This window comes from Amorphoplanes digitatis, from assembly GCF_014205335.1.
GTDB classification, from domain to species: Bacteria; Actinomycetota; Actinomycetes; order Mycobacteriales; family Micromonosporaceae; genus Actinoplanes; species Actinoplanes digitatus.
Window position 1 is genome coordinate 3,463,539 of record NZ_JACHNH010000001.1, and the last position, 14,321, is coordinate 3,477,859.

Annotated in this window: 11 protein-coding genes; 7 read left to right on the forward strand and 4 right to left on the reverse strand. The window is 75.8% G+C overall.

Annotated elements, in window-relative coordinates; genetic code table 11:
- Window positions 1–72: 72 nt before the first annotated feature.
- Window positions 73–834, forward strand: a complete 762-nt coding sequence (locus BJ971_RS14960) for a L,D-transpeptidase family protein (RefSeq protein ID WP_239087288.1) — start codon at window positions 73–75, stop codon at window positions 832–834.
- A 55-nt stretch (window positions 835–889) separates the two neighbouring features.
- Here the strand turns inward: BJ971_RS14960 and BJ971_RS14965 are convergent, their stop codons facing one another.
- Window positions 890–1,078, reverse strand: a complete 189-nt coding sequence (locus BJ971_RS14965; protein ID WP_184993534.1) for a hypothetical protein — start codon at window positions 1,076–1,078, stop codon at window positions 890–892.
- A 288-nt stretch (window positions 1,079–1,366) separates the two neighbouring features.
- Here BJ971_RS14965 and BJ971_RS14970 point away from each other — a divergent pair, with 288 nt between their 5' ends.
- Genes BJ971_RS14970 through BJ971_RS14990 form a run of 5 tightly spaced genes read left to right on the forward strand, consistent with a single transcriptional unit; the run spans window position 1,367 to window position 6,553 of the window.
- Window positions 1,367–2,707: an efflux RND transporter periplasmic adaptor subunit gene (locus BJ971_RS14970; protein ID WP_239087287.1), complete on the forward strand. Its 1,341-nt coding sequence runs from the start codon at window positions 1,367–1,369 to the stop codon at window positions 2,705–2,707.
- Window positions 2,704–3,411 (forward strand): ABC transporter ATP-binding protein, encoded by a 708-nt coding sequence (locus BJ971_RS14975; protein WP_184993538.1) that lies wholly within the window; start codon window positions 2,704–2,706, stop codon window positions 3,409–3,411. The genes BJ971_RS14970 and BJ971_RS14975 overlap by 4 nt, the downstream gene beginning before the upstream one ends.
- Window positions 3,408–4,592: an ABC transporter permease gene (locus BJ971_RS14980; protein ID WP_184993540.1), complete on the forward strand. Its 1,185-nt coding sequence runs from the start codon at window positions 3,408–3,410 to the stop codon at window positions 4,590–4,592. Before BJ971_RS14975 ends, BJ971_RS14980 begins: the two co-directional genes overlap by 4 nt.
- Window positions 4,589–5,446 (forward strand): EamA family transporter, encoded by an 858-nt coding sequence (locus tag BJ971_RS14985; RefSeq protein ID WP_239087286.1) that lies wholly within the window; start codon window positions 4,589–4,591, stop codon window positions 5,444–5,446. Before BJ971_RS14980 ends, BJ971_RS14985 begins: the two co-directional genes overlap by 4 nt.
- A gap of 48 nt (window positions 5,447–5,494) precedes the next feature.
- Window positions 5,495–6,553 (forward strand): GGDEF domain-containing protein, encoded by a 1,059-nt coding sequence (locus BJ971_RS14990; RefSeq protein WP_184993542.1) that lies wholly within the window; start codon window positions 5,495–5,497, stop codon window positions 6,551–6,553.
- Window positions 6,554–6,713: 160 nt separating this feature from the next.
- Here the strand turns inward: BJ971_RS14990 and BJ971_RS14995 are convergent, their stop codons facing one another.
- From BJ971_RS14995 to BJ971_RS15005, 3 genes are all read right to left on the reverse strand, one after another.
- Window positions 6,714–10,973 (reverse strand): tetratricopeptide repeat protein, encoded by a 4,260-nt coding sequence (locus tag BJ971_RS14995; protein WP_184993544.1) that lies wholly within the window; start codon window positions 10,971–10,973, stop codon window positions 6,714–6,716.
- A 776-nt stretch (window positions 10,974–11,749) separates the two neighbouring features.
- Window positions 11,750–12,187, reverse strand: coding sequence for a hypothetical protein (locus BJ971_RS15000; protein WP_184993545.1), 438 nt, complete (start codon window positions 12,185–12,187; stop codon window positions 11,750–11,752).
- A gap of 107 nt (window positions 12,188–12,294) precedes the next feature.
- Complete coding sequence (locus tag BJ971_RS15005; protein ID WP_184993547.1) at window positions 12,295–13,266, reverse strand: pirin family protein; 972 nt, start codon at window positions 13,264–13,266, stop codon at window positions 12,295–12,297.
- 110 nt (window positions 13,267–13,376) lie between these two features.
- On the opposite strand from BJ971_RS15005, the gene BJ971_RS15010 reads away from it, so the two are divergent.
- Window positions 13,377–14,321: a hypothetical protein gene (locus BJ971_RS15010; RefSeq protein WP_184993549.1), complete on the forward strand. Its 945-nt coding sequence runs from the start codon at window positions 13,377–13,379 to the stop codon at window positions 14,319–14,321.

A 14,321-nucleotide genomic window follows, 5' to 3' on the forward strand; every position in this document is an offset into this window, starting at 1 on the left:
ATCCGGATGATCTTCCCAGGTGTGTGCGTGTGCTTCTATGTGTGCGCACACAAACTCCTGGGGAGGACCATTTTGGGAGGGCAGCGGGTATCCGCACGCCTCGCCGCGGCCGTCGTTGCCGCGGTGGTCGGCGGTGGGCTCGGGGTTGTCGCCCTGACCCCGGCCGCGGCAGGTGCCGCGGTCCGGACGGTCGGAGCGGCGCCGGTTACCGCCGTCGTCGTCACGAAGGCCGCCGCGGCTTCGTGCTCGACGGGCAAATATCAGAAGCAGGTTGAGGGCTACCTCAAGCAGATCGGTGGCTACGGCACCGTGACGGTCGACGGCAAGCAGTCCGCCGCCGACTGCAAGGCGATCAAGAAGTTCCAGAGCCGGTTCGGCATCAAGCCGGCTGCGGGGCTGGCCGGCCCCACGACGTACGGGGTGGCCAAGCGCATCGCCGCCACCAAGACGTCGAAGTGCAAGGCGAAGAAGTCGGGTTACACGTTCTGCGTCGACCTGACGAACCAGACGACCTACGTGATGAAGAACGGCAAGGTTTACGCCAAGCCGACGGTCACGCGGACGGGCATGAAGGGCTACCGGACGCCGGCCGGCAGCTTCAAGATCAATAAGCGCACCAAGAAGGAATGGTCGGACCCGTACGACGTGTGGCTGCCGTACTGGCAGCGCTTCATCGGCGGCCGGGGCTTCCACCAGACGACCACGTACATCCACGACGCGTGGCGTGGCTCGCACGGTTGCGTCAATCTGCTGCCGTCCGACGCCAAGAAGTACTACAGCATCGGCAAGATCGGCATGACGGTGAAGGTGATCGGCCGGCGACCCGGCACCTGATCCGAGCAGTGGTAGCAGGGGGCCCGCCGGCTGCGCCGGCGGGCCCCCTGTCGCGTCAGGCGGCGAGTCCTCCGTGCGCCAGCCGGGCGTGGGTGGTGAGGACGTCGAACCTGGTGAAGGCCTTCTCGTCGCCGGCCGCCGTCAGCACGCGCAGCCCCTCGCGGGTCAGCGTGTAGGTGACGTCGGTGAAGCGGCTGACCGTGTCGTCATGGTGCACCACCGTCAGTTCGTCGGCACGCGGCATGGTCCCCTCCTTCGGTACGCGGATCCGGCAGGTGATCCCCAATACGGGCGCCACGGGCGCTCGGTTCAAGCTGCGGCCGATTGTGCCTCGCCGACGGCCCGCCGGCCGAGGCCGGAGTTCAGCGTCACACCGGCCCGTGAGCTGCGCAGTCGCCCACCTGTCGCGCGCCGGGCGTATTCCCGACATCCCGCCGGTATCTGGGCGGCTCAGACCGAAATCGATCAGCCCTTCCGGCGGGGTCAGTGCCGGTGGAAGCCCGGGTCGGCGGCCCGGATTAGAGTGGCGCTCGTGTTCCGGCCCCGACGTCGCACCGTTGTCCTGCTGGTCGCCTGCGCCCTGCTGCCGCCGCTGACCGCGGCCTCCTGCGGCGGCGAGCCGTCCGGAGTCGCCCTCGGGACCGCGGCCCGCGGCACCGTCGCGGAGATCGTCGAGGCGTCCGGCTCGGTCACCGCCCGCGCCGCCGCCACCGTCAGCTCGCCCGCCGCGGGCACCCTCGCCGAGCTGCGCTTCGACGCCGGGGACAAGGTCACCAAGGGCCAGGTGGTCGCGGTGATCGACTCGCCGGCCGCCGCCCGCCGCCTCCAGGACGCCGCCCGGGCCGTTGACGCCGCCTCCGCCGGCGGCGTGCCGGCCGGCGGCACCGCGGGCTTCCGGGCCGTCCAGCGCCGCACCGACGCCCGCGCGGACAAGGCCTTCGCCGCCGCCCGGGACGCGGCCGGCGAGGTGACCGACGCCGAGCTGCGGGCGGCGCTGCTGACCCAGGTGAAGGCCGCCCGGCAGCAGTACCAGGCCGCCTCCGAGGCCGCCGGCGCCGCCGTCCGCTCGGTGCAGCGCGGCGTCGCGAGCCTGGGACAGGCGGTCAACGCCCTGAGCGCCGCGCAGCGGCTACAGGCGAAGCAGGCGTACGACCTGGCCGAGGCCGCCGTCGACGCGCTCACCCTGCGCGCGCCCGTCTCGGGCGTCGTCCAGCTGGGCGGCACCGCCTCGGGCGGCACCGCGTCGCTGAGCGACCTGCTCGCCGGCCCGGCGGGGGCCACCACCGGCGCGGCCCCGGCACAGGCGCCGCTGAGCGGCGTCGACTCCGCGGTGCCGGTCGGCGCGGTCGTCGGCGCGGGAACCCCGATCCTCACCATCGTCGACACCGGCCGGCTCGGCCTGGCCGCCGAGGTCGACGAGACCGACGTGCTGCTCGTCGAGCCCGGCGGCACGGCCACCGCGGAGCTCGACGCCGCGACGGGCGCGAGCTACGAGGCGACCGTGCGCGCCGTCGACCTGCTGCCCACCACCTCCGCCCGCGGCGGGGTGTCCTATCGCGTCCGGCTCACCCTCGGCAAGGGCAGCTACGCCGACGGCCGGGTCGCGCCGACGCCGCGGCCCGGGATGAGCGCGATCGTCCGCCTGCGGGTGCGCGAGGCCGCCGACGCGGTGACCGTGCCGGCGTCCTCGATCGTCTCCTCCGGCGGCCGCGACACGGTGTGGGCGGTCCGCGGCGGCCGGGCCGAGCGGGTGCCGGTCACCCTCGGCGTGCAGGGCGAGGACGTGGTGCAGGTGGTCTCCGGCATCGACGCCGGCCAGCAGGTCGTCGTCGGCGGCGCGGACCAGGTCAGCGCCGGGCAGACCGTGCCGTGAGCGGCGGGCCCGCGATCGTCGCCGTCGACGTCACCCGGACGTACCAGCTCGACGGCGTCTCCGTCGCCGCGCTCCGCGGCGTCTCGCTGACCGTCCCCGACGGCGACTACCTGTCGATCGTCGGCACCTCCGGCTCCGGCAAGTCCACCCTCATGCACCTGCTCGGCGGGCTCGACCGGCCGACCGGCGGCACGCTGATGATCGGCGGCCGCGACGTGGCCACGCTCTCGCCGGCGGAGATGGCCCGGCTGCGCAACGAGACAATCGGCTTCGTCTTCCAGTCGTTCCACCTGCTCGCCCGCACGACCGCGCGCGACAACGTCGCCCTGCCGCTGGTCTATCGCGGCATGGGGCGCCGCGAGCGCCGGGCCCGCGCCGCCGAGATGCTCGACCGGGTCGGCCTGGCGCACCGCCTGGACCACCGGCCCAACCAGATGTCCGGCGGCGAGCAGCAGCGGGTCGCCATCGCCCGGGCCCTGGTCACCGCCCCGTCCGTGCTGCTCGCCGACGAGCCGACGGGCAACCTCGACAGCACCACCGGCCAGTCGGTGCTCGCCCTGCTCGAATCCCTGAACGCCGAGGGGGTGGCGATCGTGCTGGTCACCCACGACCGCGAGGTCGCGGCCCGGGCCGGACGGCAGATCGTGATGCGCGACGGTCTCATCGTCGACCCCGCGCCGGGCACCGGGGACGGCGACGGGTGAGGCTGGCCGAGGCCTGGCGGGTCGCCCTCGACGCGCTGCGCGCCAACCGGCTGCGCAGCGTCCTCACCATGCTCGGCGTCGTCATCGGCGTCGCCGCGGTGGTGGCACTCGTCGCCATCGGCACCGGCACCAAGCAGCAGATCGAGCAGCAGGTCGAGGGCCTCGGCTCCAACCTGCTCATCGTCGTGCCCGGCCGGCTCGAGGCCGGATCCGCGCCGTCGGTGTCGACCCTCTCGCTCGACGACGTCGAGGCCGTCGGCCGGGTGGTCGGCGACCCCGGCCGGGTCGCGGTCACCGTCGCCTCCGGCGAGACCGTCCGGGCCGGCAGCCGGACCACGTTCGCCAGCATCCAGGGCGTCCTGGAGACCACCCCGACCGTCTTCGTCCGCCACCTGGACCGCGGCAGCTACCTGACCCACTCCGACGTCAGCACGGCGCGCCGCGTCGCCGTGCTCGGCGCCGGGGTCGCCACCCGGCTCTTCGGCGACCGCGACCCGGTCGGCCGCCAGATCACCATCGGCGGGGTCCGGTTCCGGGTGATCGGCACGTTCGAGCGGCTGGGACAGAGCCTCGGCGTCGACCGCGACGGCGAGGTGCACATCCCCGTCACCGCCGCGCAGCGCCTGCTCGGCACCGACCGCATCGACGCGCTCGCCATCCGCGCACCCGACCGCGAACGCATCGACGCGCTGGGCCACGACGTCGTCGCCACCCTCACCGAACGCCACCCGGACAGCGACTTCAGCGCCGTCACCCAGGAGCAGATCCTCGGCGTGCTCGGCGACATCCTCGGCGTGCTCACCGGGGTGCTCGCCGCCATCGCCGGCATCAGCCTGCTCGTCGGCGGCGTCGGCGTCTCCAACATCATGCTGGTCTCCGTCCGCGAGCGCACCAAGGAGATCGGCCTGCGCAAGGCGGTCGGCGCCCGGCCCCGCGACATCGGCCTGCAATTCCTGCTCGAGGCCGTCCTGCTCACCACGATCGGCGGCGTCATCGGCATGGCGCTCGGCATCTCCGCCGCGCTGCTCGTCGACCGGCTGTCGCCGGTGCCCGCGGCCGTCACCTGGTGGTCGCTGGCCCTGGCGTTCGGGGTGTCGGCGCTGGTCGGCATCGCCTTCGGGGTGGTGCCCGCGCAACGGGCCGGCCGGCTCGACCCGGTCGTCGCGCTGCGCACCGAGTGAACCCACCGCCCGCCCCGCTGCTCGTGCTGACCGCCGTCGTATCGGTGCAGGTCGGCAGCGCCGTCGCCCGTACCCTCTTCGAGGATCTCGGCGCGGCGGGCATGACCCTGCTGCGGCTCGCCATCGCGGCCGTGATCCTCGGCGCGGTGTTCCGGCCCAGGATCCGCGGCTGGCACGCGGCGGCGTGGCGGGCAGCCGCGCTGCTCGGCGCCGTCATGGCGGGCATGAACCTGCTCTTCTACCTGGCCCTGCGCACGGTGCCGCTCGGCGTCGGCGTCACCGTCGAGTTCCTCGGCCCGCTGCTGCTGGCGCTGGCGCAGACGCGCCGGCTGATCGACCTGTGCTGCGCGCTGCTGGCCGGCGGGGGAGTGGCGCTGCTCGGCCTGGCTCCGGGGGTGACGGCGCCGGTCGGCGGGCTGCTGCTGGCGTTCGCCGCCGGGCTCTGCTGGGCCGGGTACATCCTGGCCAGCGCGCACCTGGGCACCCAGGTGCCGGGCACCGGGGGCCTGGCGGTCGCGGTCGGGGTCGCGGCGCTGCTGGTCCTGCCGTTCGGCGCGCACGGCGCGTCGGCGGTGCTCGACCGCCCGTCGCTGCTGGTCGGCGCGACGGTCGTGGCGCTGCTCTCCTCGGTACTCTCCTACGGGCTGGAGATCAACGCCCTGCGGCGGATGCCGACCCGGGTCTTCGGCGTGCTGATGAGCCTGGAACCGGCCGCCGCGGCCGTCGCCGGCCTGATCGTGCTGCACCAGCGCCTGGGCGCCCGCGAGATCGCCGCGCTGCTGCTGGTCAGCCTGGCGAGCCTGTGCGTCACCCTGACCCGGCGCGACCCGGTGACCCCGATCGCGCCGGGCTGAGGCCCGAAAGCCTCAACTAGGCGGCGGTGGGAGCCGATCGACAGGGTTGTGCCGCACAAGGGGGACGTCTTCCCGTACCAGCTTCGCGACCTGCACGGCGCCTCGCGCTCGGTCGTGTTCCTCACGCTGGCCGGATCCCCGTACGTGCTGGCGACCTGCGTGCTGATGCCGGACGTCGGCGCCACCGGCCTCACCGCCGGGATCGCCACCAGCGTGTTCATGGGACTGGCCGGGATCGCGAGCTGGCGGGTGCCCGCGCGGCTCCCGCGCCTGTTCTGGTTCGCCGCCCCGATCCTGAGCATCCTGGCGATCACCGGCCTGAACCTCGCCACCAACGACGCGTCCACCGGCGCGCTGCTCTTCTATCTCTGGCCCGTCCTGTACGCGGCCAACTTCCTCAGCAGCCGCGTCCTGGGCCTGAACCTGGCGCTGGTGTACGCCGGCGGCGCGGTCACGGTCTTCGCGATCCTCGGACCGGGTGCCGGCCTCGCCGACCTGGCCGCCACGATCATGGCGATGACGCTGGCCGCCACGGTGGTGCACTCGCTGCGCCGCCGGGCCGACCGGCTGCACGAAGTCCTCGAGCGGCAGGCGTACGCCGACCACCTCACCGGCCTGGCGAACCGGCGCCAGTTCGACGAGGAGCTCGCGAACGCCGGCACGTGGGCACGGATCGCCGGCGGCCCGCTGGCACTGCTCACCGTCGACCTGGACCACTTCAAGGCGGTGAACGACACGTTCGGCCACGCGGAGGGCGACCAGGTCCTCCAGGCCGTCGCCGTGGCCATGCGTTCCGCCGTCGGCGAGGACGGTCTCGCGGCGCGCCTGGGCGGCGACGAGTTCGTCGTGCTGCTGCGCGCGGACCGGCGCGCCGCCGCGGCGGTCGCCGAAGGGCTGTGCGCGGCCGTCGCCGCCCGGACCGACCTGCCCGGCGGCGCGCCGGGCCTGAGCATCGGCATCGCGGTCCTGCCGGACGACGCCGGCGACGTCGGCGAGCTGGTGGCGGCCTCGGACGCGGCGCTCTACGAGGCGAAGACGTCGGGCCGCGGGCGGGTGGCAACGGCTGTACCCCGGCCCGCCGCCGACCTCACCCGTCAGTACAGCTAGGGCCTGTCCTGCCGATCATGGCGACGCCGAGCCGAGGTCCAGGTTTCGCGTCGCAAGTGGGCCGGACGGTCGAATACCGGTGTTGTATTCGGCCGTTCGGACCGCGCCGCGAGGCGGAAGCTGGACCCGGCGCAGGCCGTCATGATCGGCAGGACAGGCCCTAGACCTCTTCCTGCTCCGCCGTGACCAGGCCGAGGATCTCCCGCCGCGAACGCGGGTACGGGCCCCACCCGTCGCGCAGGACGTGGATGTAGACCGACTCCAGCGCGACGTCGATGCGCTGCGCCAGCTCCTGATCGTCGGGCGCGCCCAGCCGTACGGCGCGCGCGAAGTGATCGAGCGCCTCCATGTGCCGGCCCTGGTCGAAGGCGCTGCGCCCGGCGTTCTCGTGCACGACGCTGCGCAGCAGCTCCGGCGCCTCGGAGCCGGCGGCCCGCTCGAACAGCCGGTCGGCCTCCTTGTGGTCGCCGCGCAGCCGCAGCACGTGTGCCAGCTCGGCCTGCGCGATGACGGTGGCCTGGACGTCACCCGAGGACTCGGCGTGCGCCAGGGCCAGGCGGCTGGCGGCGGCGGCCATGCCCAGCTCCTCCAGCAGGCGGTAGACCTCCGCCCGTACGCTCAGCAGCCCCGCCTTGGCGACGTTGTCCTGCTCGTCGGAGAGCGGCCCGTCGAGACGCTCACCGAGTACGCGCAGGGCGTCCTTGTCGTCCACGACCTCGCGCAGCGTGGCGCCGTCGAGGCGCCAGCGGATCGCCGCCAGGTCCTCCGGGCCCAGCGGCCCGGTGCCGTCGGTGGCGGCCGGCCGGGCCTGGGCGGGGTCCGGGCCGGGTGCGGGCCGGGCCTCCTCGGCGGCCGCGCCGTTCACCAGCCCGCTGATGTCCAGGTCGAGGACCACGCCCTCGGGCTCGGCGTCGCCGTCGGTGGCCGGTTCGGCGGGTGCCGCGGCCGGGTCGATCTTGGGGGTGAACCACGTCGCCCCGAGCTCCGCGTCGGCGTACCTGGGCGGCGCCGTCGGGCCGGAGGTCATCAGGCGGCCGATCGGTACGGCGAACGCCGCCGGGTTCGGGCCGGGCCGGGCCGCCATGGGCACGCCGGAGCCGCCCTCGGCCAGCCGGACGGCCTCGGCCTCGCGGGCGGCCTGTGCCAGCCGGGCCGCCTCGGCCTGGCGGGCCTCCTCGGCGGCCTGGCGTGCGGCCTCGGCGTCGCGCGCGGCCAGGAGCTGCCGCTCGGCCTCTGCCTGCCGTGCCGCCGCCGCACGGCGGACGGCCTCCGCGTGCTGGTCGGCCTCGGCCTGGCGGGCCGCGATCGCCGCCTGCCGGGCCGCCTCGGCCTGGCGGGCCTCCTCCTCGGCCCGGCGTGCGGCCTCGGCGCGGCGTGCGGCGTCGGCCTGCCGCTCGGCGTGGCGTGCGGCCTCCGCCTGGCGTGCGGCCTCCTCCGCCCGGCGGGCCTCCTCGGCCCGGCGTGCCGCCTCGGCGACCTGGCGCGCGGCCTCGGCCCGGCGGGCGACCTCCGCCTCGTGCGCGGCTACCTCCGCCCGGCGGGCGGCCTCCTCGGCCTGGCGTACGGCCTCGGCGTGGCGGGCCGCCTCGGCGGCGTGGCGCGCGGCCTCCGCCTGGCGTGCCGCCGCGGCCTCGGCCTGCCGTGCGGCCTCGGCCCGGCGCGCCTCCTCCGCCTGCCGGGCGAGCTCGGCCTGCCGTGCGGCCTCGGCCTGGCGTGCCTCCTCGGCCAGCCGGGCGAGCTCGGCCTGGCGCACGGCCTCGGCCTGGCGCGCCGCCTCCTCCTCCCGGCGGGCGATCTCCGCCTGCCGGGCGAGCTCGGCCTGCCGGGTCTGCTCGGCGAGGCGCAGCGCCTGCTCCAGCTTGCGGTCGGCCTCGGCGCGGCGCTGCACGTCCGCGAGCTGCGCCGCCGCGGCCCGGGCCTGCTGCTCCTCGGTGGCCCGCCGCGCGGCCTCGGCCCGGGCCTGCTGCTCCTCGGTGGCCCGCCGCGCGGCCTCGGCCTGCCGGGCCGCCTCCGTGTGCTGCCGGGGCACGCCCGCCGACCGGGCCGGGAGCACCTCGCCCTCCAGCACGTACGGGCCGGAGTGCCGCCCCGCCGGCGGTTCGTCCTGCCGGTACTGCGGCTCCGCCAGGCGGCTCTGCGCTGCCTGGTCCGAGGCGTGGCGGGGCTGGTCGGGCGTGCGCGGCCCGGGTGCGCCGTACTGCTGGTCGCCGGGCACGGACGGCACGCCGACGACCGGCAGCTCGCCGGTCGCACCGGCCAGGTCGCGCGGGCCGGCCGGGGACGACGGCCGGGACAGGCCGACCGTCGGGGCGTCGCCCGCCGCCGGGACGCGGCGGCGAGCGTCGAGCACCTCGCCGCTGATCGCCGCGGCGGCCGGGTGGCCCTGCGCCGGCATGCTGCTGACCGGCCGGTCGTACGCCGTGACCTGCGGCTGCGGCGCACCGACGGTCGGCGCGGTACGCGTCGGCGGGCGCTCCGAGCGCGGGACCGCGGTCGGCGCACCGGTAGAGGTGATCATCGCCGTGCGCGGCCCGCCGACGATCGGCCTCTCGGCGGTCGAACCGTCGTCGAAGGCCGACCGGCCGCGCGGCGCGGCCTGCGCCGGGTCGGCCTGTGCGGGACGGCGACCGCGCGGCGGCGCCGCGTGCGGGTCCGCGACGGGCGCGGCCGCGTCGGGCCGGCCGGTGTCCCAGGGCGTGAACGGCGGCGGGGCCTGCGGCGCCGCGGGGGTCGGCCGCACGCCGGGCGCGTTCTGCGGCGGGGCCGCGGCGGCGGGCCGGCGGATGGGTGCCGGCGCCGACGGCGGAACCGGCGGCGGCGCGGCGGCCGGCATGACCGGCGGCCGGTTCTGCGGCGCGGGAGGAACGGCGGGACCGCCGGGCCCGCGCCCGGGCGGCGGCACGCCGGGGCGGCCACGCGACGGGGGCTGGCCCGGGCCGCGACCGGGGTCGAGGGCGGCCGGGTCGAGGGGTGCGGGGCTGTTCGGCGGCACGCCGGGGCGGCCGCGCGACGGGGGCTGGCCCGGGCCGCGACCGGGGTCGAGGGCGGCCGGGTCGAGGGGTGCGGGGCTGGTCGGCGCCTCGCCGGGCATGCCGGAGGGCGAGATGAAACCGACCCGGGGCCGGCGCGGGCCGGCGGGGCTGACCGGCGGTGCGGCGTCCTGGTGGTAGCCGGGCGCGCCTCCCGCCTGGCCCTGGTCGTACGCGGCCGGGCTCATCGGCATCCCGCCGGTCCGGCCCGGCGCCCGTGTGCCCTGGTCGTAGGCGGCTGGGTCGTAGGCGGCCGGGTCGGCGGGCACCAGGGGCCGCAGGACGTCGGCGCCCGCGGCGGGCGTCTTCGGCACGTTCGGCGGCGCCGGGGTCACCACCCGCGGCGGCGCCGTCTGCGGCGGTGCGTTGACGACGCGGGGCGGCGCCGGCGGCTCGGCCTTCTTGAGCACCCGCGGCGTCTCCGGCGGTGCCGCCTTGCTGATCACCCGTGGGGCGGCCGGGGGAGTGGCCCGGCTCTTGACGCGCGGGCCGTCGCCCGGCGTGCCCGTCTCGGCCGGCCGGTCGCCGACCTGCGGCCCGGCGGCCGCGGCGGCGGGCTGCTCGGACCACGGCTCCGGCCGGGTGCCCGGCCGGGACGCGGCGGGCAGGTCCGGACGCGCGGTGCGCGGATCGCCACCGGGCTGGACCGGTGCGGGCCGCGGCGGCTGGCCCGGCCGTACGGGCGGACGACGGTCCTGCCCCGGGCCGAAGGCGGCCGGGGCGTCGTAGGTGCGCGGATCGTCGCGCCGGGGCCGGCGGTCGTCCGGCGCCGGCGGCGAGACCCGGGCCCGGCCGCCGACCGTGTCGGGCGCCTCGGGCACGTCGCGCCCGCGCACCGTCTGGGAGCGGCGCGCGGCGATGTGGCGGCGCTGCTCCTCCCAGTCCTGCACGTCGAAGTCGCGGTCGTCGTACTCGAGTTCGTCGAAGTCGAGGCTGCGGCGCTGCCAGCCCTCGGCGCCGGGCGAGACCGGGGCGGCGTCGAGGTCGGCGGGGGCGAACGAGGGGTCGTCCAGCCATCCCGGGCGCTCGCTGTCGAACGCCGAACTGATGCGCTTGTCGCGGTTCGGTGACCGTTGGTAGCCGGCCTCCCGTCGCTGACGGCGGCGTTCGGCGAGTTCGTCGACGCCCGGATCGAGTGAATTGACCGGGTCGGGCGCGGGGCCGGCAACCGGTGTGGACACCGGGGCGGACACGACGTCCGGCACGGCGTCGAAATTGTCGTCTTCGATGTACTGGGTGCGCTGCACCGGACGACGGGTGTCGGCACCCCACCGCGCCATGACGGCGTCCGCGTACGGGTCCCGCGCCGTGGCGGTGGAGTCGGCGTACCGAGACCTACGGGGGTTGTCGTCGTACTCGGATTCCCAGTATTCGTCGTCCTCGAAGCTCATCGGGTCACCCCGGAACGACCCTCGGGGGCGCGCGAAGGAGGATGCGCCGAGCCGGCCCGCTGCCGCATACGTGCCCCCCGTCATCGCCGCCGCGTACACGCACCACGCGTCCCGTGATGCCTTCCGCGCGGACTGACTTGGAAGGTTAACCACGGATTTGCGTGCGGCGCTACCGCCCGCGGAGGCGCGTCACCCGACCCAGGACGGCCGTCGCGCCCGGGATCGGCCCCGGCGCCGCGGCCCGCCGGGAGTGTTCCGTCAACGGACAGTACGGGCCGGCGCGCCGAGCGGTTCAATCGCCGAGGTAAGCGGTGCGGAACGTTGGGGCCGACTGACGGAAAGTGACCACCTCGGATGCGGTCCGCGACATTTCCATGAACGCTTTCCATTGTTACGCGGACATGGCGGGCCGCGGAAGTTAAGCCATTCTTAATGAGCCGCTGAGGAAAGCGACGGAAATGGTGCTGTGTGGACCGTCCCGATCGTCGCCATTGCGATCACAGAGCGTGACCGTGGCGAGGGACACGTCTCCGCGCCGCGGATCATGGACCCGGTCGATGTCATGGTGGGAGTCGCGGGCCGGTCCGACGATGTACCGGCCCCGCGGCATGTCAGCCGGCCGCGGCGACCGGCCCGCGCAGTGACCGATACCCGACACCGATGGTGTCCACCCCGAACTCCCGGCCGGCGGCCACCGTCCCCCTCGAACGCCGCCACCCAGCCGGGACACAGAAACGGCGGCGGGTGCACACGCCGCCGTTTCGACCTACTTCGGGTCAGAGACGGCCGTCCTTGGTGAACGGTCCGACGGTCGCCGGCAGGACCAGCCCGGCGTCCGCCAGCGCGCGCAGCAGCCGGCCGAGCTCGGTCCGGCTCAGCGTGCCGCCCGGCCCGGGCTCGCGGTGCGGCACGTCGAGCGCCTGCGCCGCCTCGACGGCGCGCACGCTGATGGCGGCCTCGACCGCCCACAGCCGGTGCGCCCGCATCGCGATGTGCGCGGAGCGGGTGAGCTCGTCGTGCAGCCGCAGCAGCCGGCGCAGGTCGGCCGCGAGCTTCTCGATGGGCAGGCCGACCGGCACGGGCTCCGGTTCGGCGTGGACCGGCCAGGCCCGGGCCAGCGCGGCGCACCATCGGGGTGCGTAGACGACGACCGCGCCGATCAGGGTCGGCGTGACGGTGATGAGGGCGAGTTTCCCCAGGTCGAGCAGGCTCATGGTGAACTCCTTCAGCCCGCGTGCACGGCTGTCCCACTGACGATCCGCCCGCCCGCGACCACCGTCAAGCCGGGTTTGTGCGATTCGCCGAGGCGGATCTTCCCAGCTCAGCGCGTGCGGCCCCGGGCGACCAGGCGGGTGGTCGGCATCGGCGGCGCCGGAATGTCGGGCCCGTCGTAGCCGCGCACCCGTCCGAAGCGGCCACCGTCCGACCGGGACTCCCAGGCCTCCCGCGCCGCGACGATCTCGTCGTGGTCGCGGCCGACGAAGTTCCACCACATGACGATCCGCTCGTCGAACGGCTCGCCGCCGATCAGCAGCAGCCGGGTCCGCGGGCCCGCGTCCAGGCGCAGCCGTTGCCGGCCCGCGGCGAGATAGAGCAGCGGCCCGGGCGTGACGCGCGCGCCCTCGACGGTGGCGGACCCGTCCAGGACCAGCACCGCGTGCTCGAAGTCCGGCCGCAGCGGCAGCGTCGCACCGCCGCCCTCGGCCAGCGTGACCTGCGCGCCCACGAGCGGCGAGAAGCAGGCGGCGGGGGAGACCTCACCGGCCAGCTCGCCCATGAGGACGGTGGCGGACAGGCCGCCGGCGGCGACCACCGGCAGATCCGGATGGTGCACGAACGAGGGCGCCACGTCCCGGGCGGCGCCGGGCAGGGCGACCCACAGCTGCACGCCCTGAAGCACCGGGCCGTGCGCGGCGGGGGTCTGCTCGGAGTGGGAGATGCCGCGGCCGGCGGTCATCAGGTTGAGCTGACCCGGCCGGATCTCCTGGAGGCTGCCGAGGCTGTCGCGGTGCAGGACCTCGCCGGCGACGAGCCAGCTGACGGTCTGCAACCCGATGTGCGGGTGGGGCCCGACCCGCATCCCCGGCGACCCGGCCAGGGCGTGCGGCCCGTACGCGTCGAGGAAGCACCACGCGCCGACCATCCGCCGGTGCTTGTTGGGCAGGGTCCGGGTGACCTCGAACCCCCGGGGCCCGCCGAGCGCGACGGGCGCGCCCTCCAGCAACTCCGTGCCCTCCGGCGACGGCGGCACGACCGAACGGCCGACCTCGGGATCCGCTTCGAGACTGCTCACGGTCGAAAGCTACCGCCGGGCACCGACGATTTCACCGGTACGGGCGCCGCGCGGCGGATGTCGGTGGACCTCAGTACGGTGGCCGTCTGTTGCCGGACAGGGAGGTCGATGTGCGCGCGCTCGCGGTCCTGGCCGTCGTGGCCCTCGCCGCCGCCGGCTGCGGCGCCGACGACCCGGAGACCGCACCGACGGCGCCGGCCTCCGCGGCCTCCGCCGCGCCCGCAGGCTCGGCGAGCCCCGGTCCCACGTCGTCGCCGCCCGCGCCGGCGGAGCCGTCGGTGCTGCCGCTCGGCGGCACCAAGATCTTTCCCGCGTACCGCGTGGTCGCCTACTACGGCACCGCCGGCAACGCCGCGCTCGGCGTGCTCGGCGAGGGCGGCCCCGACAGGATGCTGCCGAGGCTGCGCGCCGCCGCCAAGCCGTTCGCCGGCGGCCGCAAGGTCCAGGTGGCCTACGAGCTGATCGCCAGCGTCGCGCAGGCCCGGCCGGGCTCCGACGGCGACTACAGCCGGATGATCGCCCTCGACCGGATCCAGCAGTACGTCGACCACGCCCGCCGCAACAAGGTCCTGATCATCCTGGACCTCCAGCCCGGTCGGGGCGACTTCCTGCCGCAGGCCCGGCAGCTCGAGCGGTTCCTGGTGCAGCCGCACGTCGGCCTCGCGCTGGACCCGGAGTGGCGGATGCCCAAGGGCAAGGTGCCCGGCCGGACCATCGGCGGGGTCGGCTCGGCCGAGGTCAACCGGGTGTCCGACTACGTCTCCGGCCTGGTCGCGCGGCACCGGTTGCCGGAGAAGCTGTTCGTGCTGCACCAGTTCCGGGCCTCGATGCTGCCCGACGTGCCGCGGATCCGGCAGCGGCCGGGGCTGGCGATGGTCCAGCACGTCGACGGCTTCGGCACCCGCGCGGAGAAGAACGCCACCTGGGACCGGCTGCGCCGCCCGCGCCAGTTCCACCTCGGCTACAAGCTCTTCTACGACGAGGACGTGCGGCGCTACGCCGCGGCCGACCTGCTCAAGTTCTCCGACGTGCCGGAGCTGATCTCCTACCAGTAG